The following is a 20,022-nucleotide window of genomic DNA, read 5'->3' on the forward strand; positions in this document are numbered from 1 at the left end:
GTTATCCGACGCAGGACCCCATGGCATCCGCGAAGGTGCTGTCGGTCTCCTCGAGCGCCCCTTCGGTGATCTGGATCGGACGGAAGGGCGGCAGTTCCTGCGCAGCCGGCTGGACCTGGCTCAGGCGATAGCAGCCGACATAGACGGTGATGCCGGCGGTCGTCGTGGCCTCTATCGCGACCGGAACGGCTGAATGGATCGTTCCTGCCGCCCCCTCCGACGCAACTTCTCCGGTCTTCAGGCGCACGCTTTCCGTGGTGGCATAGCCGTCGCGGAACGTCTCGAACTCCGGCGCTGACTGCCCGGCGAAATAGCTGTGGGCCCTCAGGTATTCCTTGCGGTCGATGGCGCTGTAGAGCGACGAGACAACCCGTTCCGGCGTGGAACGGTCGTCCAGGTAGGGTGCCACCTCGGTCGCCTCGTCCGGCGGGGCCTGTTGCGCGCCGGCGATCGGGGGGATCAGGAACAGGGCGAGGGTGGCGATCAGCGTCTGGCGTGTCATGCGGCGGCTCCCTGGAAGGACGTCCGGATCAACCGCCCTCAAGCCGCCGCGGTTCCGAGTTCAGCGGTTCGGCCACAGCGGCGCGTGACGGTTGACGTCCTTGTAGAGGAGATAGCGGAACCGCCCCGGACCGCCCGCATAGCAGGCCTGCGGGCAGAAGGCGCGCAGCCACATGTAGTCGCCGGGCCCGACCTCGACCCAGTCGCGGTTCAGGCGATAGACGGCCTTGCCCTCCAGCACGAAAAGCCCGTGCTCCATCACGTGCGTTTCCGCGAAGGGGATCGAGCCGCCGGGCTGGAAGGTGACCACCGTAATGTGCATGTCGTGGCGCAGGTCTGCCGGGTCCATGAAGCGCGTCGTGCCCCAGGCCCCGTCGGTATCCGGCATCATCGACGGGGCGATGTCCTGTTCCTGCGCGACGATAGGGTCGGGCTTTCCAACGCCCGCTGCCGGCTGCCAGCGCTTGCGCCACCAGTGGAAGCCGGCCGACCCTCGGCCGTGGTTGCGGATCTTCCAGGGCGTTCCGGCGGGGACATAGGCGAAGCCGCCGGGCGTCAGGTGGTGCCGGTCGCTGCCGATCGTGATTTCAAGATCGCCGCCGGTGACGAAGATCGCATGCTGGATCTCCGGGTCGTCGTCAGGCGCGTCGCTGCCGCCGCCTTCTGCCAGGTCGACGATGTATTGGCTGAAGGTTTCGGCGAACCCGGTCAGCGGACGCGCCAGCATCCACATGCGCATGCCGGTCCAGCCGGGCAGATACGATGTCACGATGTCACGCATCACCGTCCGCGGGATCACGGCATAGGCATCGGTGAAGACGGCGGTGTCGGTCGTCATGCCGGTCTGCGGCGGCAGGCCCGCGACGGGGCCGGAATAGGGGCCGGTCCGGATGTCCGGAATCACGGGGGCGACGTCGCCGGTGGGTGCGTCGTGGGGCGGACGGTCGGTCACTTCAGGGCCTCCTGCAGGCGAAGCTGGGCAATGCGGATGACCTGGGCCTCGGCCGTGGCACGCTCGGTCGCGGTGTCGTTCTGCAGGCGCGTCTGCATGGCCGACATGATGCCCGCCTTGTCATGGTCGCGCACCGCGATGATGAAGGGGAAGCCGTGCTTGTCGACATAGGCTTCGTTCAGGCGCGTGAAGTCGGCCCGTTCGGCATCCGTCAGCGCGTCCAGACCGGCGCTGGCCTGTTCGGCCGTGCTGTCTGCCGTGAGGCGGCGGGCCTGCGCCAGCTTGCCTGCCAGGTCGGGATGGGCGCGAAGGACGTCCAGGCGTTCGTCATCGCTGGCGGAGCGGAAGACCTGCGCCATACGTGCCGCAAGGCCTGCCGCGCTGTCATGGACGGCCCCCATTTCCGCGTCCCACACCCGTTCCGCGATGAAGGGCGAATGTTCAAGGATGCCGCCGAAGCGGTTCAGGAATGCCGCCCGCTCCATCTGCGAGGAGCGTTGGCGGGGCTTGAACGGATGGGTCGCGGCCCAGTGTCGCGCAATGTCCAGGCGGCTGGCGAACCACACGCCCTCATGCGTGCGGGCGTGATCAAGGAAACGCTGGATTGCCATGGCGCGGCCGGGTCGTCCCGCCAGCCGGCAATGCAGGCCGATGGACATCATCTTGGGCGCACCGGCCGCGCCTTCGGCATAAAGGATGTCAAAGCTGTCACGGAGATAGTCGAAGAACTCGCCACCCGTGCCAAAGCCCTGGCCGCTGGAAAAGCGCATGTCGTTGGCGTCCATCGTATAGGGCACCATCAGCTGGGGACGGTCCTTGTGGACGTGCCAATAGGGCAGGTCGTCCGCGATGGTGTCGGCCAGGTATTCGAACCCGCCTTCCTCGCATCCCAGCTCGACCGTGTTCATAGAGGTGCGCCCCTGGTAGAAGCCGCGCGGCCGATCGCCCGTGACCTGCCGGTGGAGTTCAATGGCGCGGGTGATATGCTCGGCCTCGACCTCGCGCGGAACGTCGCGATAGTCGATCCACTTCAGCCCGTGGGTCGCGATTTCCCACCCGGCCTCCTGCATGGCGGCGACCTGCTCGGGGCTGCGCTCCAGCGCAGTGGCGACCCCATAGACGGTGACGGGAATGTCGCGCAGCATGCGGTAGAGCCGCCAGAAGCCCGACCGCGCGCCATAGTCATAGATCGATTCCATGTTCCAGTGGCGCTTGCCTGGCCAGGGCTGGGCGCCGATAATTTCGGACAGGAACGCTTCGGATGCGGCGTCGCCGTGTTCGATGCTGTTCTCGCCGCCTTCCTCGTAGTTCACGACGATCTGTACCGCGATCCGGGCGCCGCCCGGCCATTGCGGATCGGGTGTGGTTTCGCCATATCCTCGCAAGTCGCGGCTGTAGCGCATCGTGCCCTCCTGTGGTCGCGGTGCCACCAAAGCCTGCGGCGTGCGCGACAGCAAGCGGGCAGGGTCCGAATTCTGTATCAACGAATCGGAGAATATCGGATCTCCTTCAACATTGTGTTGAAAGACTTGTGGCCGGGGCGACGGTTGCGATGCGCCGCGGCCGGGGCCAACCTGCGCCGCAGGGCGGCCCGGGGGGCCGAGCGAGGGGAACTTATGAACGAATATTTCAAGCTGTCCGAAAAGGGCAGCAGCATCAGGACCGAAGTGATCGCGGGCCTGACCACCTTCCTGACCATGGCCTATATCATCTTCGTGAACCCGGACATCCTGTCGACCACGGGGATGGATCGGGACGCTGTCTTCGTGGCCACCTGCCTGGCCGCGGCGGCGGGGTCGCTGATCATGGGGCTGTGGGCCAACTGGCCCATCGGCATGGCACCGGGGATGGGGCTGAACGCCTTCTTCGCCTTCACCGTGGTCGGCGTCATGGGTTTCACCTGGCAGCAGGCACTGGGCGCCGTGCTGATCAGCGGCCTGATCTTCCTGTTCCTGTCGGTGACCGGCATCCGGCGCTGGCTGATCGCGGGCATCCCCGCATCCATGCGCAGCGCCATCGCGGCGGGCATTGGGCTGTTCCTGGCGATCATCGCGCTGCAGGGGTCCGGCATCGTCGTCGACAACCCGGCCACGCTGGTGGCGCTTGGCGACCTGACGCAGATCGGCACGCTGCTGACGATCGGCGGGTTCTTCCTTATTGTCGCCCTCGATGCGCTGCGGGTAACGGGGGCGATCCTGATCGGCATCCTGATCGTCACGGTCATCGCGATCCTGCTGGGTGTCAGCAGCTTCGGCGGGGTCGTCTCGATGCCGCCGTCGATCGCGCCGACCTTCCTGCAGCTTGACCTGGCGGGCGCGCTGACCTTCGGCATCTTCCAGGTGGTCCTGGTCATGGTCCTGGTCGAGGTCTTCGATGCCACCGGCACGCTGATCGGCGTGGCCAAGCGCGCCGGCTTGCTGACCGAGGGACCGACGCACCAGAACCCGAACCTGGGCCGCGCGCTGATGGCAGATTCCACGGCAATCACGGCAGGGGCATTATTGGGCACCTCATCGACCACGGCGTACGTCGAGAGCGCGTCGGGTGTGCAGGCGGGCGGGCGCACCGGCCTGACCGCCGTCGTGGTTGGCGTGCTGTTCCTGGCCGCAATGTTCTTTGCGCCGCTGGCAGGGTCGGTTCCGGTTTATGCGACCGCGCCGGCGCTGCTCTTTGTGGCGACGCTGATGGTGCGCGAACTGTCAGAAGTCACCTGGGACGACGTCACCGAGGCGGCGCCGTCGGTGTTGACGGCGATCGCCATGCCCCTGACCTATTCGATCGCGAACGGGTTGGCTTTCGGCTTCATCAGCTATGCCGTCATCAAGCTGCTGACCGGTCGCGCGTCCGAGGTTCATGCCGCGACCTGGCTGATCGCGGCGCTGTTCGTGGCGAAATACGCGCTCTACGGCGCTCACTGACGGCGGGTCAGCCTGCCTGCCGCGGCGAAGGCCAGCGGGCTGACCACCAGCGACAGGGCGAAGGCCACCGGCCACGCCGTCAGGAAGGCCATCAGCCAGCGCCCCACGAAGCCGGGACCGGCACCCATGTGGACCAGCGTCGCATAGCCGCTCATCAGGCAGGCCATCATCGTCGAGATCAGGAATTGTGCGGTCAGTATCGTCTTTCTGGGCATGCAGCCGTTCCTTTCGTCGGACGAGGGGCTGCACATGCACAGCATCCCCCGAATTTGGGTGGATGCCGCGGGTTCCGGGCGAACCCGGACTAGCTCTCGAAGGATGCGAGGGCCGGGATGACCAACCGGCCTGTCGTTTTTCGGCGCGCCTGACGTAACCCGTCCGCGAGCGACGCGCAAGCGGTCACGACGTGCGTCCGCCCATCGCCTCGGTCAGGCTGGCGGCGGCGGCGACGACGACCGCCCCCAGCGTCTTGACGTGTTCCGCCCCGATGCGATGCGACGGGCCGCTGACCGAGATCCCGGCCACGGCCTCCCCGGCGATGTCGAAGACGGGGGCGGCGATACAGCGCATGCCGCGGGTGCGTTCCTCGTCGTCAAAGGAAAAGCCGCGATGGCGGATGCGCGCAAGATCGGCCTGCAGCGCCTGAGGCTCGATCAGCGTCTTGTCCGTAAACCGCTCCAGCGTGTTGCGGTTCAGCAGGGCATCGACCGCGGATGTTCGCCCGAACGCCAGAAGCGCCTTGCCGATTCCCGAGGCGTGCAGGGGCGATCGCGTTCCCGGCGGAAAGAAGGCGCGGATCGTCTCCTGCGTCTCGACCTGGCTGACGAACAGCACCGCGTCGCCTTGCAGGATGCCCAGGTTGGCCGTTTCTCCGGTGTGCTCCATCAGCTGGCGCATGACGGGTCGGGCGCGCTCGATGATGCCCGACCGGCGCATGAATGCGGACCCCAGTCGGAAGGCGGTGGGGCCGATATTCCAGGCCTGCGTCGCCGCATCGCTTTCGACCATGCCGCGTGTGGCCAGCGTGTGCAGGACCCGGTGCACGGTCGAGGCGGGCTGGCCGGCACGCTCGGCCACCTCGGACAGGGTCAGGCCGGGATGGGCGGCCAGCAGGTCCAGCAGATCCAGCGCGCGGTCCAGCGCCTGCACGGTTCCGGGCGCGTCGGGCAGCGCCTTGCGCGGACGGCCGCGGCGGCGGGTCGGATCGGCCATACTTTTCCCTCCGTTCAAGATGGTTCGTGTCTGCCGCGAAAATCAGCGGGCACAAGGGAAAAATGCGCAAATGCGCCCCAAGCTGCAGGAAGATGACCCGGCGGCGGCTATGCAGAGCGCGGGGATTATGCAGGAATCCTAAAGACTGCCTTGCGCCCCTTTCGCCTCGCGCCCGCGCGCGGATCGGGTATCCATTGGGCGAACCGACACGAAGGGGGCGATGATGCCGGGCTTTCTGACGACCCATGTTCTGGACACTGCCCGGGGCCGTCCGGCCCAAGGGATGGAGATCGTCCTCTATCGCCTGCGCGACGGCGAGCGGCACGAACTGGCGCGGCTGGTCACGAATGCGGACGGACGCACCGACCGCCATATCCTGCCCGCCGAAGACTTCGCCATCGGCACCTATGAGCTGGAATTCCATGCCGGCACCTGGATGGACGCAAGCGGCGTCGCGGCGGAAAGCCTGCGCTTCCTGGACGTGATCCCCATCCGCTTCGGCATGTCGCAGGACGACCACTATCACGTGCCGCTGCTGGTCTCGCCCTTCGGGTATTCCACCTATCGGGGCAGCTGAGATGATCCCCGAAACCGTCATCCTGTGGGAGTGGCTGGCCTTCGCCATCCGCTGGACGCATGTCATCACCGCCATCGCCTGGATCGGGTCGTCCTTCTATTTCATCGCGCTCGACCTGGGCCTGCAGAAGGCCGCGCACCTGCCCAAGGGCGCGCATGGCGAGGAATGGCAGGTCCACGGCGGCGGCTTCTATCACATCCAGAAATACCTGGTGGCGCCAGAGCGGATGCCCGAGCACCTGACCTGGTTCAAATGGGAAAGCTATTCGACCTGGCTGTCGGGCGCGGCGCTGCTGATGGTGACGTACTGGGCCGGCGCGAACCTGTTTTTGATCGACCCTGCCAAGGCCGATCTTGCGGTCTGGCAGGCAATCTTGATCTCTGGCGGGTCGCTGGCGGTGGGCTGGCTGATCTATGACGGGCTCTGCAAGTCGCCCTTGGGCAACCGGCCGACGGTGCTGATGCTGCTGCTGTTCGTGGCGTTGGTGGTGATGGGCTGGGGCTATGACCAGGTGTTCACGGGCCGCGCCGCGCTGCTGCACCTGGGCGCGTTCACGGCGACGATCATGACCGCGAACGTGTTCCTGATCATCATGCCGAACCAGCGCATCGTCGTGGCCGACCTCAAGGCGGGCAGGGCGCCCGATCCGAAATACGGCAAGATCGCCAAGCTGCGATCGACGCACAACAACTACCTGACGCTGCCGGTCGTCTTCCTGATGCTGTCGAACCACTATCCGCTGGCCTTCGCCAGCGAATGGAACTGGCTGATCGCGGCGCTGATCTTCCTGATGGGCGTGACCATCCGGCACTTCTTCAACACCATGCATGCCCGCAAGGGGCAGCTGTGGTGGACATGGGCCGTCACCGCCATGCTGTTCATCGGCATCATGTGGCTGTCGGCGCTGGGGGTGAACCGGGACAGCTATGACGAGGCGATGGCCCGCCCGCTGACCCCCACTGAGGCGCGATTCGCCAAGGCTGAAGGCTTCGACGAGGTCGCAAGCACCGTGATCGGCCGATGCTCGATGTGCCATGCGCGAGAGCCGGTCTGGGACGGTATCCACCACGCGCCAAAGGGGGTGCTGCTGGAAACGCCCGCCGACATCGCCCGCGCCGCGCGAGAGATTTATGTCCAGGCGGGGCTGACGCACGCCATGCCCCCGGCGAACCTGACGGGGATGGAGGATGCCGAGCGCGACCTGATCCTGCGCTGGTTCCGCCAGGTCGGCGCCTTCGGTGTCGCGGGGCTGTAGCCGCAGTCAGAAACTGGGGCGCAATTCCCGCACGGCATAGTCAGAGAACATCTTGACCTTCGGGTCCTGCAACCGCCGATGCGGTGTCAGGCAGCCGAACTGCGCGGGCAGGGGCGGCACATCGGGCAGCACCCGTTCCAGGCGTCCTTCAGCCAAATCCTGCGCGACCTCGTAGAGCGGACGGTTGGCGATGCCGTGCCCCTCCAGCGCCCAACCGGTCAGCACGTCGCCGTCATCTGTGTCATAGCGCCCGGACACCGTCATCTTGCGCGGACCCTCCGTCGTGCGCAGCGTCCAATAATATTCGGGGCTGCGCGGATAGCGCAGCAACAGGCAGTTGTGGTCGGCCAAGTCGTCCGGCGTGCGGGGTGTCCCCGCCGCTTTCAGATAACCGGGCGACGCCACCAGGACGCGGGGGCAGTCGGCGATCTTGCGCCATTTCAGCGTCGAATCCGCAGGTTCGCCCAGGAAGAACGCCAGGTCGATGGCGTCCTCGACGATATTGACGCTGCGGTCCGACAGGCGCAGGCGGATCTCGACCCCCGGATTATCGGCGCAAAAGGCGGGGATCAGCGGCGCGATCAACCGTCGGCCCAGACCTAGCGGTGCCGTCAGCCGGATCACGCCCTGCGGCTTGCCGGAAAAGCTGCTGACCAGGGCCTCGGCCTCGTCCAGGGTCTCGATCACGCGGCGGGCATGGTCATAGAAGGCGCGGCCGATCTCGGTCGTGGTCAGCTTGCGCGTCGTGCGGTTCAGCAGCCGGACGCCGAAGCGATTTTCAAGATCCTTGATACGATTCGAGGCAACTGCCGGCGAAAGGCGCAGATCCCTGCCCCCCGCGGTGATCGAGCCAAGTTCGACCACGCGCACGAACACGCGCAGGCTTTCCAGATATGACATGTGATGATCGGCTTTCAACGAGACGTGTAAAGTCTTCTAGAACGCGGGCGATTTCGCAACCGCTATTTCGCGCCTAGCATCGCTGCCATGCCAGGAAGGACCACCATGACCCAGCTGCGATTTCTGCTGAACGACATCGAGGTTGCGCTGACCGACGTCGGGGCCTCGGACACGCTCCTGGACCACCTGAGGCTCGCGCGGCGGCTGACGGGCACGAAGGAAGGCTGCGCCGAGGGCGATTGCGGCGCCTGCACCGTGCTGGTGGGCCGCTTGACGGCCGCGGGTCTGGTCTATGAGCCGGTGAACGCCTGCATCAGGCTGCTGGCCTCCTGCCATGCAACTCATGTGGTCACGATCGAGCATCTTCACGGCCCCGATGGCGGGCTGCACCCGATCCAGGCGGCGATGGTCGAACACCACGGCAGCCAGTGCGGATTCTGCACGCCGGGGATCGTCATGGCGCTCTATGCGCTGTGGATGACGAACCCGGCGGCGGATGCCGAGGCCATCGAGATCGCGCTTCAAGGCAACATCTGCCGCTGCACGGGCTACGAGCCGATCGTGACGGCCGCACTGGCCGCCGGCTCCGCGGGGGGCCAGACGCAGGACGCGCTGGCGCGCGAGCGTCAGGCGGTGGCCGCGCGCCTGGCCGGAATGCGGGGCGGCCGAGTTGCCCTTGCGCGCGGCGCCGACCGCGCGCTGATCCCGGCTGATGCGGATGACCTGGCGCAGATCCTGCTGGAGGAATCGGGGGCGACATTGGTCGCGGGCGCGACCGACGTGGGCCTGTGGGTCACGAAGTTCATGCGCGACATCAGCCCGGCCGTCTTCATCGGACACCTGATGAAGGACGTCGCCGTCGACGGCGACACGATCCGGCTTGGGGCAGGCGTGACCTATTCCGAAGCCGCGCCGCTGATCGCCCGCCACATTCCCGCCGCGCACGACTATTGGCTGCGCATCGGCGGGTGGCAGGTCCGCAACATGGGCACCATCGGCGCGAACATCGCCAACGGCTCGCCCATCGGTGACACGCCGCCGCTGCTGATCGCGCTTGGTGCGCGGATCGTGCTGCGCCGGGGCGCCACGCGCCGGGAGATCGCGTTGGACGACTTCTTCATCGATTATGGCAAGCAGGACCGCCAACCCGCGGAGTTCGTGGAACAGGTCCTGATCCCGACCCGGCCCGAGGCACGAGTCGCGGCCTACAAGGTCAGCAAGCGGCGCGACAGCGACATCACCGCCGTCGCGGCAGGCTTCTGCGTGACCGTCGAGGGCGGCACGATCACCGAGGCGCGCGTGGCTTTCGGCGGCATGGCCGCCACGCCCCGCCGCGCCCGCGCCGCCGAGGCTGCGCTGCAAGGCCAGCCCTTTGCCAAGGCCGCGTTCGATGCCGCGGCCCGCGTCGTGGCGGACGACTTCCAGCCGCTGACCGACATGCGCGCCAGCGCCGAATACCGCGCGACCGTCGCACGCAACCTGTTCCGCCGCTTTTGGCTGGAGCAATCGGAAACCGGCCTGCCCGTGCAGCTGCGCCAGGCCGTGGGGGCGTAACCGATGAAGGACGACGGGAACACCATCCGGGGCCTGGCCCATCAGGACACCGCCCATGACAGCGCCGTCAAGCATGTCACCGGACGCGCCGACTATACCGACGATCTGGCCGCGCCCGCGAACCTGGTTCACGCCTATCTGGGCCTGTCTCAATGCGCACATGGCCGCATCATCGGCACGGACTTCGCGGAAACTCTGGCCAGCCCCGGCGTGCTGGGCGTGCTGACGGCCGGCGACATTCCAGGGGTCAACGACGTCTCTCCGAACGGCAAGAACGACGACCCGATCTTTGCCGACGGGCTGGTGCAGTTCTGGGGCCAGCCTGTCTTCGCCGTCATCGCCGAGACGCGCGACCAGGCGCGCCGGGCGGCCCACAAGGCACGCATCACCTATGACGAGCTGCCCCATGCGCTGGATCCGATCGCCGCGCGCGATGCAGGGATGGGCTATGTCACCGACCCGCTGACCCTGCGCCGGGGCGACGCGCCACGCGCCATGGCCGCAGCGCCCCGGCGGATCGAGGGGCGGTTCGCGATCGGCGGTCAGGACCACTTCTATCTGGAGGGCCAGATTGCCATGGCCCTGCCGGGCGAGGACGAGGACGTGGTCGTCAACGTCTCGACCCAGCACCCGTCTGAGGTGCAGCACATGGTCGCCCATGTCCTGAAGGTGCCCAGCCATTCGGTCGTCGTGAACGTGCGGCGCATGGGTGGCGGCTTTGGCGGCAAGGAAACGCAGATGAACCTGTTCGCCTGCGTGGCCGCGCTGGCGGCCAAGCGCTGGAACCGGGCGGTCAAGATCCGCCCGGACCGCGACGACGACATGATCGCCACCGGCAAGCGCCACGACTTCGTCGTCGACTATGCAGTGGGCTTCGACGATGAAGGCCGCATCCGGGCTGTCGAGGGCGACTGGTATGCCCGCTGCGGTTTTTCGGCAGACCTGTCGGGCCCCGTGACGGATCGGGCGCTGTTTCATGCCGACAATGCCTATTTCTATCCCGATGTGCGCGTCAGCAGCCACCCGATGAAGACGAACACGGTCAGCAACACCGCCTTCCGGGGCTTTGGCGGACCGCAGGGCGTCATCGTGGCCGAACGGATGATCGAGGAGATCGCCTATGCCCTCGGCCTCGATCCGCTGGAGGTGCGGCGCCGCAACCTTTACGAGAACGGCCAGCTGACCCCGTACCATCAGGAGGTCAACGACCAGATCCTGCCGCGCCTCCTGGACGAGCTGGAGGCTAGCAGTGATTACCAGGCCCGCCGGCAGGCCGTGCTGGACTGGAACGCGCGAATGGATGCGGAGGGCGGCGTCATCCGAAAGGGCATCGCGCTGACGCCGGTCAAGTTCGGGATCAGCTTCACCGCAACCTGGTTCAACCAGGCGGGCGCGCTGGTCCACATCTACTCCGACGGCTCGATCATGCTGAACCATGGCGGAACCGAGATGGGGCAGGGGCTGAACACCAAGGTTGCGCAGGTCGTGGCCGAGGCGTTTCAATGCGACATCAAGCGCATCAAGATCACCCGCACGACAACGGAAAAGGTGCCCAACACATCGGCCACGGCGGCATCGTCGGGAACCGACCTGAACGGCATGGCGGCGTTGGACGCGGCGGACCAGATCAAGGCCCGGCTGGTCGAATTCGTGGCCGAACGCTGGCAGGTGCCGCCGGACGCCGTGACCTTCGTGCCCGGCCACATCCGGGCGGGCGACCACGAGATCCCCTTCACCGAGGTCATCAAGGCGGCCTACATGGCGCGCATCCATCTGTCGGCGGCGGGTTTCTACAAGACGCCCAAGATCCACTGGGACCGCGCGACCGGCAAGGGGCGGCCGTTCTATTACTATGCCTATGGCGCCGCGGTATCCGAGGTGTCGGTGGATACGCTGACCGGCGAATACGTCATCGACCGCGCCGATGTCCTGCACGACGTGGGCCGCAGCCTGAACCCGGCCATCGACAAGGGCCAGGTCGAGGGCGCCTTTGTGCAGGGCGCGGGCTGGCTGACGACCGAGGAGCTGTGGTGGGATGCGCAGGGACGACTGCGAACCCATGCGCCCTCGACCTACAAGGTGCCGCTGGCCAGCGACCGGCCGCGTGTCTTCAACGTCAGGCTGACCGACTGGTCCGAGGCCGCAGAACGCACGATCAAGCGATCGAAGGCCGTCGGAGAGCCACCCTTCATGCTGGGCATCAGCGTGTTCGAGGCGATCAACATGGCGGTCGCTTCGGTCGCGGATTACCGCGAACCCGCGCGGCTGGACGCACCTGCGACGCCGGAACGTGTGCTGATGGCGGTGGAACGGCTGCGCGGATGATCCGTGTCAGGGTCATATCGGCGCGGGGCTCGACCCCGCGCGAGGCGGGGGCCGAGATGATCGTGACCCGCGACGGCACGCAGGGCACGATCGGCGGCGGACAGCTGGAATACATGGCCATCGACCGCGCCCGCCAGATGCTGGCGCGCGACGAGGCGGAGGCGCGGATGGACATCCCCCTCGGCCCCGAGATCGGCCAATGCTGCGGTGGCCGCGTGGTCCTGTCGCTGGACCGTCACGCGCCGACGCCCGATGTCCATCCCGACGTGATGATCTTCGGGGCGGGCCATGTGGGGCGGGCGCTGGCCCGGGCGCTGCAGCCGCTGCCGGTGAATGCGCTGCTGATCGACAGCCGGCCCGAGGAACTGGACCGCGCCACCGGTCCGACCCTGCTGACCCCCTTGCCCGAGGCGCAGATCCGCGCCGCCCGGCCCGGCAGCAGTGTGGTGATCCTGACGCACGACCACGCGCTGGACTTCCTGCTGGCAGCGGAGGCGCTGTCGCGGACCGACTTGTCCTATGTCGGCATGATCGGCAGCGCAACGAAGCGTGCGCAGTTCACCCACTTTGCCCGCGACCGCGGTATCGATCCGACCGGGCTGGTCTGTCCCATCGGCGCAGGCTTCAGCCGCGACAAGCGGCCCGAGATCATCGCCACCTTCACTGCCGCCGAACTGATGGCGCGACTCACCTCATCTTCGTTGAACATATACCCATGCAACAGCTGATCCGGGGCCGTGTCCTCGACTTCTTCGCCGATCCTGCAAAGACGCAGGACAATCACCGGTTCTGGGAGAACGGCGCCATCCTGGTCGAGAATGGCCGCATTTTGGCCGTGGGCGATCACGCCGACCTGTCACGCGACGGCCTTGAGGAAATCGACCATCGCCCGCACCTGATCCTGCCGGGCTTCATCGACCCCCATATCCATTTCCCGCAGCTGCAGGTCATCGCCAGCTGGGGCGCGCAGCTGCTGGACTGGCTGAACACCTATACCTTCCCGGCCGAGGCGCAGTTTTCCGATCCCGACCACGCCGCCCACATGGCGGGGCTGTTCCTGGACCAGCTGACGGCGCACGGCACGACGACCGCCGTCGCCTTCTGCTCCAGCCACAGGACCAGCGCCGAGGCGCTGTTCGCCGCTGCCCAAGCGCGAAACATGGCCATGATTGCCGGCAAGGTGATGATGGACCGGAACGCCATTCCCGCCGTTCACGACACGCCGCAGTCCTCGTATGACGACAGCAAGGCGCTGATCGACAGCTGGCACGGACAGGGTCGCCAGCGCTATGCGATCACCCCGCGCTTCGCGATCACCTCCTCGCCCGAGCAGCTCGAGATGGCGGGCACGCTGACCCGCGAAAACCCCGGTTGCCACGTCCAGACCCACCTGTCCGAGAACCGGGACGAGATCGACTTCACCCTGAGCCTCTATCCCCAGGCGCGGGATTACCTGGACATCTACGACCACTACGGCCTTCTGGGTCAGCGCACGCTGCTGGGGCACTCGATCCACCTCGAACCTCGTGAGATTGCCCGCATGGCCGAGACCGGCAGCCGCGCCGTCTTCTGTCCGACGTCGAACCTCTTCCTCGGCTCGGGTCTCTTTGATGCGGACGGGCTGAGGGCCGCCGGCATCACCAGTGGCATCGCCACGGATGTCGGCGGAGGCACCAGCTGGTCGATGCTGCAGACGCTGAACGAGGGTTACAAGATCCTGCAGTTGCGCGGCCAAAAGCTTCACCCCTTGGCGGCCTTCCACTGGGCCACGCGCGGAAACGCCATCGCCCTGGGCATGGAGGCCGAGATCGGCACCCTTGCCCCCGGCAGCGCCGCCGACCTTGTCGTGCTGGATGCCCGCGCCACATCCGCCATGGCTCTTCGCGCCGAACGCGCAGAGAGCCTTGCGGAAGAGCTGTTCGTCCTGCAGATCATGGGCGACGACCGGGCCGTTGCCCAAACGTATGTCGCCGGCAAACCGCAAAAGTAACGTCCTCGCCTGCTGCCAGAGTGCCAGAGTGCCAGAGTGCCAGAAAAGCGGAAGCGTGCGCAAGGGCGTCAAGCGAAATCTGCGCGGGTCGTGCAGTTAGAGGGGTAACTGACTGATCTCAGCGCGGGAGTAAATCCTCGCGCTGCCGCCCGCCGGCTGTGTCCCGCCTGTGTCAAGCCGCGCCTGAAGATCGCTCCATCCCAGATGAGCCGCGACAACCCGTCGATCAAATCCTGCGAGGTCCATGCGTTCCAAAGCTGGTCATTGGCGCCCTCCATCAGTCCCGCTTCTTGCGCCCGTGCAAATTGTTGTGACGTAGGCGACAGGGCCTTCAGGAACTCGGGCTCGGCCAAACCTTGAGAGAACACTGCCCGAGCTACCGGTGTGTCGATCAGCTTCCATGCCAGCGGACAGCGGCCGTCGTCCATGGCTGGGGCCAGAACATCGGCTTCTGGCATCTGCATCAGGCGCGCCACTGCCTGCCGCGACATGCAGCCCGCCGCAGCACCGGTTCGCCCAAGACCTCATCGCCCGGCGCCAGCGGCCAGGTTCCCAGAATGTGCCGCTGCAGGATGTCCCGGAACGGCAACAATTCCTTCGGGTATGGATCCATAATGAGCAAGTCATAAAGACTCCCGAATATCTTGCGCGGTCCCTCCTCGGGTTGGCCCATCATATGCTGCAATCCGGTCAATTCAGCACGAAGTGCCTGCTCGCCACCAGAGCACAGCCGGTATCCGACATCCGCTGGCCACCATTGCTGATCGTCTGGAAGCGAGCGCCATTTCAGCACCCCGGTCGCAATCGCCGCCCGACCCAGTTCGAAGCAGAATTGCGCCGAAGCATGAAGGTCGAACTGGTCGAACCAATGATCGGAGCCAGCGGTTTCGCCCAGTCTACCCAGAAACCACAAGTCGAACTGGAAAGGTTCGCGATGGACAGGACGTGCCTCGGCAGCCAGATCAAGGTCACACAGTCGTTCGGCAACGTCATAACGATCCAGCTTGTCCTGAGCCGTCCACAACGTAACCAGCGGTCGACTATGGTCGGGACAAATCGTGACGAAGGGCAAAGACCAGATGCCACGCAATCCTGGGCAAACTTGCAGGCAGTCGGGCACCCGCGGCCCCCCTTGCCTCCGGCGCTGGTGGCGGGAAAGCGAATGCCGGCGAACCTTACCCCGCCATCGCTGATCTTCGGTGTCCCCCTTCGCAATTCGGTTAACGCAACACCGGACAGGTCCGCCAGCCTTTCCATGGCGACGCCTTCTCCGGCCGTCAAATCATTTTGCCGTATGCCCATGTCACGCAGCAACTCGCGCAAGAAAGCACGGTTCATCTGCGCCAGACGTGAGGCCAAAGAGGTTGCGGTTTCGCCAGGGATGAGAGGAACGGAAAGAGGAAGCTTGGCCATCTCGTCCAAATAGCCATTCCTCCAGCCGCGCGGCACCTCTCGTGTGCTTTCCGGATGGTCGATATCCCATCCCGCCGATGACCGACATCTGGCGCCGCGGAAAGCCCAGCACGACCATTTTGCGGAACGAAGCCGACCTCGATACCGATTATCGTAAAGCTCCGCGCTTACACACTTAAGGCCTCCTGCATAAATGGTAGAGCGACCGCAGACTAGGGAATAGACCGGGTTCGCGATGGTCACCCCGTGAAGGCCAGACCTCCGTCAAGCCTGATTTCGCCTCGATATTGGTGATAAGGGCACCGAGCGCCGGGTTCCGTGCCCTGCGGGCGCGACGCACGGTGTAGACCACTTTCGGCGGGTCCGGCAGCAAGCCCTCAATGACCTGCATTCCGGTTCGGAGGTGGCGCGCATTCAACGACGAACTGGAAGTCCTACAATGAGGCCTTGAGGCGGCGCGGGTTGCTGCTGATCTGGCTCGACAAGGACTTGGTGTGGCTGGCCGCCAAGGTCGGGCGTCCAGGCCGCCCGCCGGTGTTCTCCGATGCGGCAACCCAGTTCTGCAGGTGCTCTTTGGCCTGCCGCTTCGGCAAAGCACAGGGATGGTGGCCAGCATTCTGGAGATGGCAGGGCTCGACTGGCCGGTGCCCGACTTCTCCACGCCTCAAGCCGCCGGCAAGGAACTTTGGTGGTCGACATACCACCGCCGCGTGCCGGGGCCGCTGAACTTGCTGGTGGACAGCACCGGGATCAGGTTTCTGGGTGACGGAGATTGGCTGGCCCGCAAGCATGGCACGCACCGCAGGCGGCAGTATCGCAAGATCCATTTGGCCATGGATACAGCCATCGGCGATGTCCGGGCGGTGGAGTTCACCTCAAGCCGCGAAGGCAACAGCCCTGTGCTGCCGGATCTGCTGGATCAGATCCGGCCGATGAACAGGTCGGCACCGTGATCGACGACGGCGCGTTCGACACCCGGCGATGCCACACCGCAATCGTGGATCTCGGCGGCACCGCCGTCATACACATCCGCAGGAACGGCCGCCTCTGGAAGGAAGGCTGCCCTGCCGCCCGCGCCCGCAACGAGATCCTCCGGGCGACCAGGCGCTTTGGTCGGGCCAACCGGAAGCAACTGGTCCGGCTATCACGCCCGAAGTCGGATCGAGGCAAAAATGCGCTGCCTCAAATCCTTCGGCGAGCGGATCGCCTCGCGAGACCCGGACAGACCGACCGCTGAAGTTCACATCCGCGTCGCACTCTTGAACCGCTTCAGCGCGGGCGGCACCGCCGAGATCGAACGCGTGGCCTGAGGTTGATGGGGAAAGGGGAAAGCACGCTTCGAGGCTGGGTTCTGCAACAATGCCGTCCCGCCGCGTCAGTTCCGACGCCGCTTGGCGCGAGAAGGTCATCAAGAGGATGCGCTGCGGATTGGCGCCGCCCTTCAGCAGATGCGCCACGCGGTGCGCCAGTGTGTTGGTCTTGCCCGATCCGGCGTCGCCGATGATCAGCAGGGGTCGTCGCCATGCTTCACCGCCTGCCAGACGTCCATCAGCTTATGGGTCAGGCGCTGCCGCTCCGCTTCGGGCAGGTGCGGGTTGGTGGCGCGCCGCAACCGGCCGCGCACAACGATGTAACGGCCGTCGGGCGTGCGAAGGGACATCGCTCAGCCGTGTGCCATCGGCCCTCAGTGTGTCCGCCAAGGCGGTGATCGACGCCGGTCTTAGAAGGTCCATGGACCGGACCTCGGCCACGTCACCCACAGCGGCGCCTGCCGCATGATCACGGTCAGGCACGACGGTTCCTAGAGGTCAGCGTCCGGACCATTCTGAGGCCGAGGCCGGATGCGCCGCCCGTGACGACGGCGGCTTTGCCGGTCGGGTCGGTATCCTAGACGATGCCGGCGGCGTGAATGGTTTTTAGGGGGTGTTGCTGTCTGCTTCCTGTTTTGATGTGATTTAGGGTTGTTCTTTGCCGTCAGCCCGCCTTCGCCTGTTGAAACGATCCGCTTCCGAACTGCGGGTCACCCAAGATCTCATCTCCCGGTCCAAACGGCCACGTCTCGCGGATGTGCTGATGCAGGATCGTGCGGAACGGCCGTGCTTCCTCGGGGCACGGCTCCACAGCAAGCATATCATAAAGGCCACCGAATTTCTTGCGCGGCCCGTCCTCGGGAGGCCCCATCATATTCTGCAATTCGGTCAGCGTAGGCCGCTCAACCTGTTCACCGATCAGACGTTGCAGGCATATGTCGTCCAGCCTGCCGGAGACTGCATTCTGCAACTCAGCTATGACCTGACCATCTAGATGGCCAGTTGGGGCATACCGCCAGTTGCGGCGCAAAAACCTAGATGGCAAGGCACTCAGGTTCTCATTAGTTTTCAACGGAATGTAGAAGGCATGGCGCAGATTGGTGGCGCCATGTCACAGCCTATGTCACTGGTGACTTGAGGAAGATATTGGTGCCCGTCGAGGGACTTGAACCCCCACGCCTTGCGGCGCTTGGACCTAAACCAAGTGCGTCTGCCAATTCCGCCAGACGGGCATCTTCAGGTGTTGCGATACATCCACGTCAACAGGCTTCCCGTCAAGGCCCCACCGCCGAGGTGGGGCAGAAGATGCAGCGATGCGGTGTCCGCGGCGGCGTAGCCGAGGGTCGCAACGCGGGCGCCGACAGCTGCACCGATGAGGGATGCGGGAATGTCTTTCTTCTTTATACACCTCATTGTTCGCGGCGCCGCACTGAGGTCAACTTCCTTAGCATGGCCGCCACCTCGTCCTCGCTCCCTTGCCAGGTGATCGACCCGAGACCGGCAGAGACGATATGCCGCCTCCCGATTCCCCACTTCACGGCCGGTAGGGCGGCGGCGTTCTGCATCTTCATGCGAACATCGATCTCACATAGCACCTTCAGCTGCGGCGAGTTCAATGGTCTACGTCCCCCGGTCCACCCGGTCGGTGCCCTGCACGAACACCGCGAGGGCAGCCAAAGCGCAGGCCCAGAGGAACAGCACAATCCAGACGTAAGGTTTCATCTTTCGGTTCTCCGTTAGATGATAGTTGTGCGAATGTTCCTATAGTGGAGGCGACTAGGCAGGGTCGTGCTGGTTGTGATCGAGGGCATCCTCACGGGACATCCCGACCCACCTCTCCCGTTCTCCTTGGCCACCGCGCCGGTCGGGCCGTTGCGGTTCTTCGCCATGTAGAGGTCGGGGTTCGCGCGGTCGCGCGGGTTGCGGATGAGGAGGATGGTGTGAACTAGGCGGAACTCCTCCTTCCCGATGCCGCTTATCAGGGTCTCGACGGTCGTGTGCGAGGAGGACATGTGGTGCGTGTTCATCTTGGGATTGTCCTTTTGTGGAGGCGCCCAGTCATGCTACGGCCGGAGGCGACCCTCGATGTCGGGCTGTGCAGCTAAGTCCATCCAGTCCTTGAGGGGTGCGATAGGCATCAATTGCTCTCCTCCTGCCGAGCTTCCGTCTCAGTCTCGATCTCACGGGCTTTGACCGCGATCGCTTCGATCACATCGAGAGGGAAGTAGAGCTTGCCGCCTTGGTTCGGTGTCCCACTCGGTCCACTTATCGGTGGCGTGGCGCTGGCAGCCGATTTGGAGGGTGTCAAAGGTGTAACCGATGGTCCAAGTGTCAAACTGCATGGTGCGGAGTTCGCGCATGTTTCCTGACGCGCGCAGGTCACCTGGCCGACGGTTCGGGAAGGGGCCATGACCTTGAGCCGAACGCAGTTCGAGGCGCTTTTTGCAGGCCTCGACTGGCGCCGGGTTCGGCCTCTGGAAATCCCGAAGCCGGCCGTTGCGGAATGACCTGAACGCAGGAAAAAGCGTTCAATTACAGTTGGATCAGGGTGTGATGACAGCACGTCCGCAGCCCCGTCCATCGACCTGTCCGTCATCCCCGAAAGCCAGCGCGCCGCCGTTCCAGCCGTGCTGCGCGAACGGGACGCGCTGCGGGAAACCAACCGGCGGCTGGAGCATCTGATCGCCGAGCTGAACCAGGTCGTGCATGGCAAACGCTCGGAAAAGCTGAACGACGACGAGCGTCGGCTGGCCTTCGAGGATATGTAAACGGCCGTGCCGAGGCGGAGACGCAACAGGACGAGGGGGCTTGGCATTGCCGCTTTCCACCTCGGCCCGGTGGTTGATCGGCTGACCGAACACCTGAAGACGTCGACCAAGCTGTTCATGAAGTTCGCAGGGGACCGTGACCCCAGTGGGGCCGCGTAAGCCCCGGAGAACACAACCGCACCCGTGCTGGACCCCGGCAGGGGGCGCACGAAGACGGGCTATCTCTGTAAGCGGCGGTTGCGCCCCACGCGCTTTCAGCTTGAAGGCTCGAAGTTCCAGGGTAGCAGGTCGTCGATCCTTGCTTGCGGGTGACCGGTGGCCACCGCTTCCAAAGTTGCCCTGAGGTA

At 65.4% G+C, this 20,022-nt stretch carries 22 protein-coding genes, 1 tRNA gene and 3 pseudogenes; 11 read left to right on the forward strand and 15 right to left on the reverse strand.

Annotation, left to right across the window (positions count from 1 at the left end; all coding sequences use genetic code 11):
* Position 1 precedes the first annotated feature (1 nt).
* The 3 genes from OC159_RS06545 to puuE are packed head-to-tail and all read right to left on the reverse strand — an operon-like array spanning position 2 to position 2,856.
* Positions 2–502 (reverse strand): hypothetical protein, encoded by a 501-nt coding sequence (locus OC159_RS06545; RefSeq protein WP_265500354.1) that lies wholly within the window; start codon positions 500–502, stop codon positions 2–4.
* A gap of 60 nt (positions 503–562) precedes the next feature.
* On the reverse strand, positions 563–1,393 hold the full coding sequence (locus tag OC159_RS06550) for a bifunctional allantoicase/(S)-ureidoglycine aminohydrolase (RefSeq protein WP_265500375.1): 831 nt from the start codon (positions 1,391–1,393) through the stop codon (positions 563–565).
* Between the two features lie 56 nt (positions 1,394–1,449).
* Positions 1,450–2,856, reverse strand: coding sequence for an allantoinase PuuE (puuE, locus tag OC159_RS06555; protein ID WP_265500355.1), 1,407 nt, complete (start codon positions 2,854–2,856; stop codon positions 1,450–1,452).
* Positions 2,857–3,069: 213 nt separating this feature from the next.
* Here puuE and OC159_RS06560 point away from each other — a divergent pair, with 213 nt between their 5' ends.
* Positions 3,070–4,371: an NCS2 family permease gene (locus OC159_RS06560; RefSeq protein WP_265500356.1), complete on the forward strand. Its 1,302-nt coding sequence runs from the start codon at positions 3,070–3,072 to the stop codon at positions 4,369–4,371.
* Here OC159_RS06560 and OC159_RS06565 read toward each other — a convergent pair.
* Together OC159_RS06565 and bhcR are read right to left on the reverse strand one after the other, a co-directional pair.
* On the reverse strand, positions 4,365–4,586 hold the full coding sequence (locus tag OC159_RS06565) for a DUF2798 domain-containing protein (RefSeq protein WP_265500357.1): 222 nt from the start codon (positions 4,584–4,586) through the stop codon (positions 4,365–4,367). The genes OC159_RS06560 and OC159_RS06565 overlap by 7 nt on opposite strands.
* A gap of 184 nt (positions 4,587–4,770) precedes the next feature.
* Positions 4,771–5,583, reverse strand: coding sequence for an HTH-type transcriptional regulator BhcR (bhcR, locus tag OC159_RS06570; protein WP_265500358.1), 813 nt, complete (start codon positions 5,581–5,583; stop codon positions 4,771–4,773).
* A gap of 223 nt (positions 5,584–5,806) precedes the next feature.
* Between bhcR and uraH the strand changes: the two genes are divergently transcribed.
* Both uraH and OC159_RS06580 read left to right on the forward strand, forming a co-directional pair.
* Complete coding sequence (gene uraH, locus OC159_RS06575) at positions 5,807–6,160, forward strand: hydroxyisourate hydrolase (protein WP_265500359.1); 354 nt, start codon at positions 5,807–5,809, stop codon at positions 6,158–6,160.
* 1 nt (position 6,161) lies between these two features.
* Positions 6,162–7,415 carry a urate hydroxylase PuuD gene (locus OC159_RS06580; RefSeq protein ID WP_407674061.1) on the forward strand — a complete coding sequence of 418 codons (1,254 nt, stop codon included), beginning with the start codon at positions 6,162–6,164 and terminating at the stop codon, positions 7,413–7,415.
* Positions 7,416–7,421: 6 nt separating this feature from the next.
* Here OC159_RS06580 and OC159_RS06585 read toward each other — a convergent pair whose 3' ends face one another.
* Complete coding sequence (locus OC159_RS06585) at positions 7,422–8,315, reverse strand: LysR family transcriptional regulator (protein WP_265500360.1); 894 nt, start codon at positions 8,313–8,315, stop codon at positions 7,422–7,424.
* A gap of 105 nt (positions 8,316–8,420) precedes the next feature.
* On the opposite strand from OC159_RS06585, the gene xdhA reads away from it, so the two are divergent.
* From xdhA to guaD, 4 genes are read left to right on the forward strand one after another with little or no spacing between them, the layout of a single operon-like run.
* A complete protein-coding gene (xdhA, locus tag OC159_RS06590) occupies positions 8,421–9,869 on the forward strand; it encodes a xanthine dehydrogenase small subunit (RefSeq protein WP_265500361.1) in 1,449 nt (482 codons plus the stop codon).
* A gap of 3 nt (positions 9,870–9,872) precedes the next feature.
* Positions 9,873–12,194, forward strand: coding sequence for a xanthine dehydrogenase molybdopterin binding subunit (gene xdhB / locus OC159_RS06595; protein WP_265500362.1), 2,322 nt, complete (start codon positions 9,873–9,875; stop codon positions 12,192–12,194).
* Positions 12,191–12,922 carry a xanthine dehydrogenase accessory protein XdhC gene (gene xdhC / locus OC159_RS06600; protein ID WP_265500363.1) on the forward strand — a complete coding sequence of 244 codons (732 nt, stop codon included), beginning with the start codon at positions 12,191–12,193 and terminating at the stop codon, positions 12,920–12,922. Before xdhB ends, xdhC begins: the two co-directional genes overlap by 4 nt.
* On the forward strand, positions 12,910–14,184 hold the full coding sequence (gene guaD / locus OC159_RS06605) for a guanine deaminase (RefSeq protein ID WP_265500364.1): 1,275 nt from the start codon (positions 12,910–12,912) through the stop codon (positions 14,182–14,184). Before xdhC ends, guaD begins: the two co-directional genes overlap by 13 nt.
* A gap of 68 nt (positions 14,185–14,252) precedes the next feature.
* On the opposite strand, the gene OC159_RS06610 is transcribed toward guaD, so the two are convergent.
* From OC159_RS06610 to OC159_RS20095, 3 genes and pseudogenes are all read right to left on the reverse strand, one after another.
* The gene (locus tag OC159_RS06610) at positions 14,253–14,675 is read right to left on the reverse strand and encodes a hypothetical protein (RefSeq protein WP_265500365.1); all 423 of its coding nucleotides are present in this window, start codon (positions 14,673–14,675) and stop codon (positions 14,253–14,255) included.
* Positions 14,648–15,304, reverse strand: coding sequence for a hypothetical protein (locus OC159_RS06615; protein ID WP_265500366.1), 657 nt, complete (start codon positions 15,302–15,304; stop codon positions 14,648–14,650). The genes OC159_RS06610 and OC159_RS06615 overlap by 28 nt, the downstream gene beginning before the upstream one ends.
* Positions 15,305–15,357: 53 nt before the next feature.
* A pseudogene (locus OC159_RS20095) lies at positions 15,358–15,597 on the reverse strand (TniQ family protein); the annotation flags it as partial.
* 494 nt (positions 15,598–16,091) lie between these two features.
* Between OC159_RS20095 and OC159_RS20100 the strand changes: the two are divergent.
* Positions 16,092–16,550 carry a transposase gene (locus tag OC159_RS20100; protein ID WP_407674062.1) on the forward strand — a complete coding sequence of 153 codons (459 nt, stop codon included), beginning with the start codon at positions 16,092–16,094 and terminating at the stop codon, positions 16,548–16,550.
* On the forward strand, positions 16,547–16,834 hold the full coding sequence (locus OC159_RS20105; protein WP_407674063.1) for a hypothetical protein: 288 nt from the start codon (positions 16,547–16,549) through the stop codon (positions 16,832–16,834). The genes OC159_RS20100 and OC159_RS20105 overlap by 4 nt, the downstream gene beginning before the upstream one ends.
* Before the next feature lie 187 nt (positions 16,835–17,021).
* Here the strand turns inward: OC159_RS20105 and OC159_RS19990 are convergent.
* From OC159_RS19990 to OC159_RS06645, 5 genes and pseudogenes are all read right to left on the reverse strand, one after another.
* Positions 17,022–17,138 (reverse strand): annotated as a pseudogene (locus OC159_RS19990) (UvrD-helicase domain-containing protein); the annotation flags it as partial.
* Complete coding sequence (locus OC159_RS06630; RefSeq protein ID WP_265500367.1) at positions 17,102–17,257, reverse strand: hypothetical protein; 156 nt, start codon at positions 17,255–17,257, stop codon at positions 17,102–17,104. The gene OC159_RS06630 and the pseudogene OC159_RS19990, both read right to left, overlap by 37 nt.
* 314 nt (positions 17,258–17,571) lie before the next feature.
* On the reverse strand, positions 17,572–17,979 hold the full coding sequence (locus OC159_RS06635; protein WP_265500368.1) for a hypothetical protein: 408 nt from the start codon (positions 17,977–17,979) through the stop codon (positions 17,572–17,574).
* A gap of 75 nt (positions 17,980–18,054) precedes the next feature.
* Positions 18,055–18,139 (reverse strand) — tRNA-Leu (locus OC159_RS06640).
* 504 nt (positions 18,140–18,643) lie between these two features.
* Positions 18,644–18,934 carry a hypothetical protein gene (locus OC159_RS06645; RefSeq protein WP_265500369.1) on the reverse strand — a complete coding sequence of 97 codons (291 nt, stop codon included), beginning with the start codon at positions 18,932–18,934 and terminating at the stop codon, positions 18,644–18,646.
* 600 nt (positions 18,935–19,534) lie between these two features.
* On the opposite strand from OC159_RS06645, the gene OC159_RS06650 reads away from it, so the two are divergent.
* Together OC159_RS06650 and OC159_RS06655 are read left to right on the forward strand one after the other, a co-directional pair.
* The gene (locus OC159_RS06650) at positions 19,535–19,675 is read left to right on the forward strand and encodes a hypothetical protein (protein ID WP_265500370.1); all 141 of its coding nucleotides are present in this window, start codon (positions 19,535–19,537) and stop codon (positions 19,673–19,675) included.
* 39 nt (positions 19,676–19,714) lie between these two features.
* A pseudogene (locus OC159_RS06655) lies at positions 19,715–19,900 on the forward strand (hypothetical protein); the annotation flags it as partial.
* Positions 19,901–19,929: 29 nt separating this feature from the next.
* On the opposite strand, the gene OC159_RS20110 reads toward OC159_RS06655, so the two are convergent.
* Positions 19,930–20,022: transposase domain-containing protein (locus tag OC159_RS20110; RefSeq protein ID WP_407674065.1), on the reverse strand; the 93-nt coding region annotated here is incomplete at its 5' end.

It is taken from the genome of Paracoccus beibuensis (assembly GCF_026162625.1).
In the GTDB taxonomy this organism is placed as follows: Bacteria; Pseudomonadota; Alphaproteobacteria; order Rhodobacterales; family Rhodobacteraceae; genus Paracoccus; species Paracoccus beibuensis.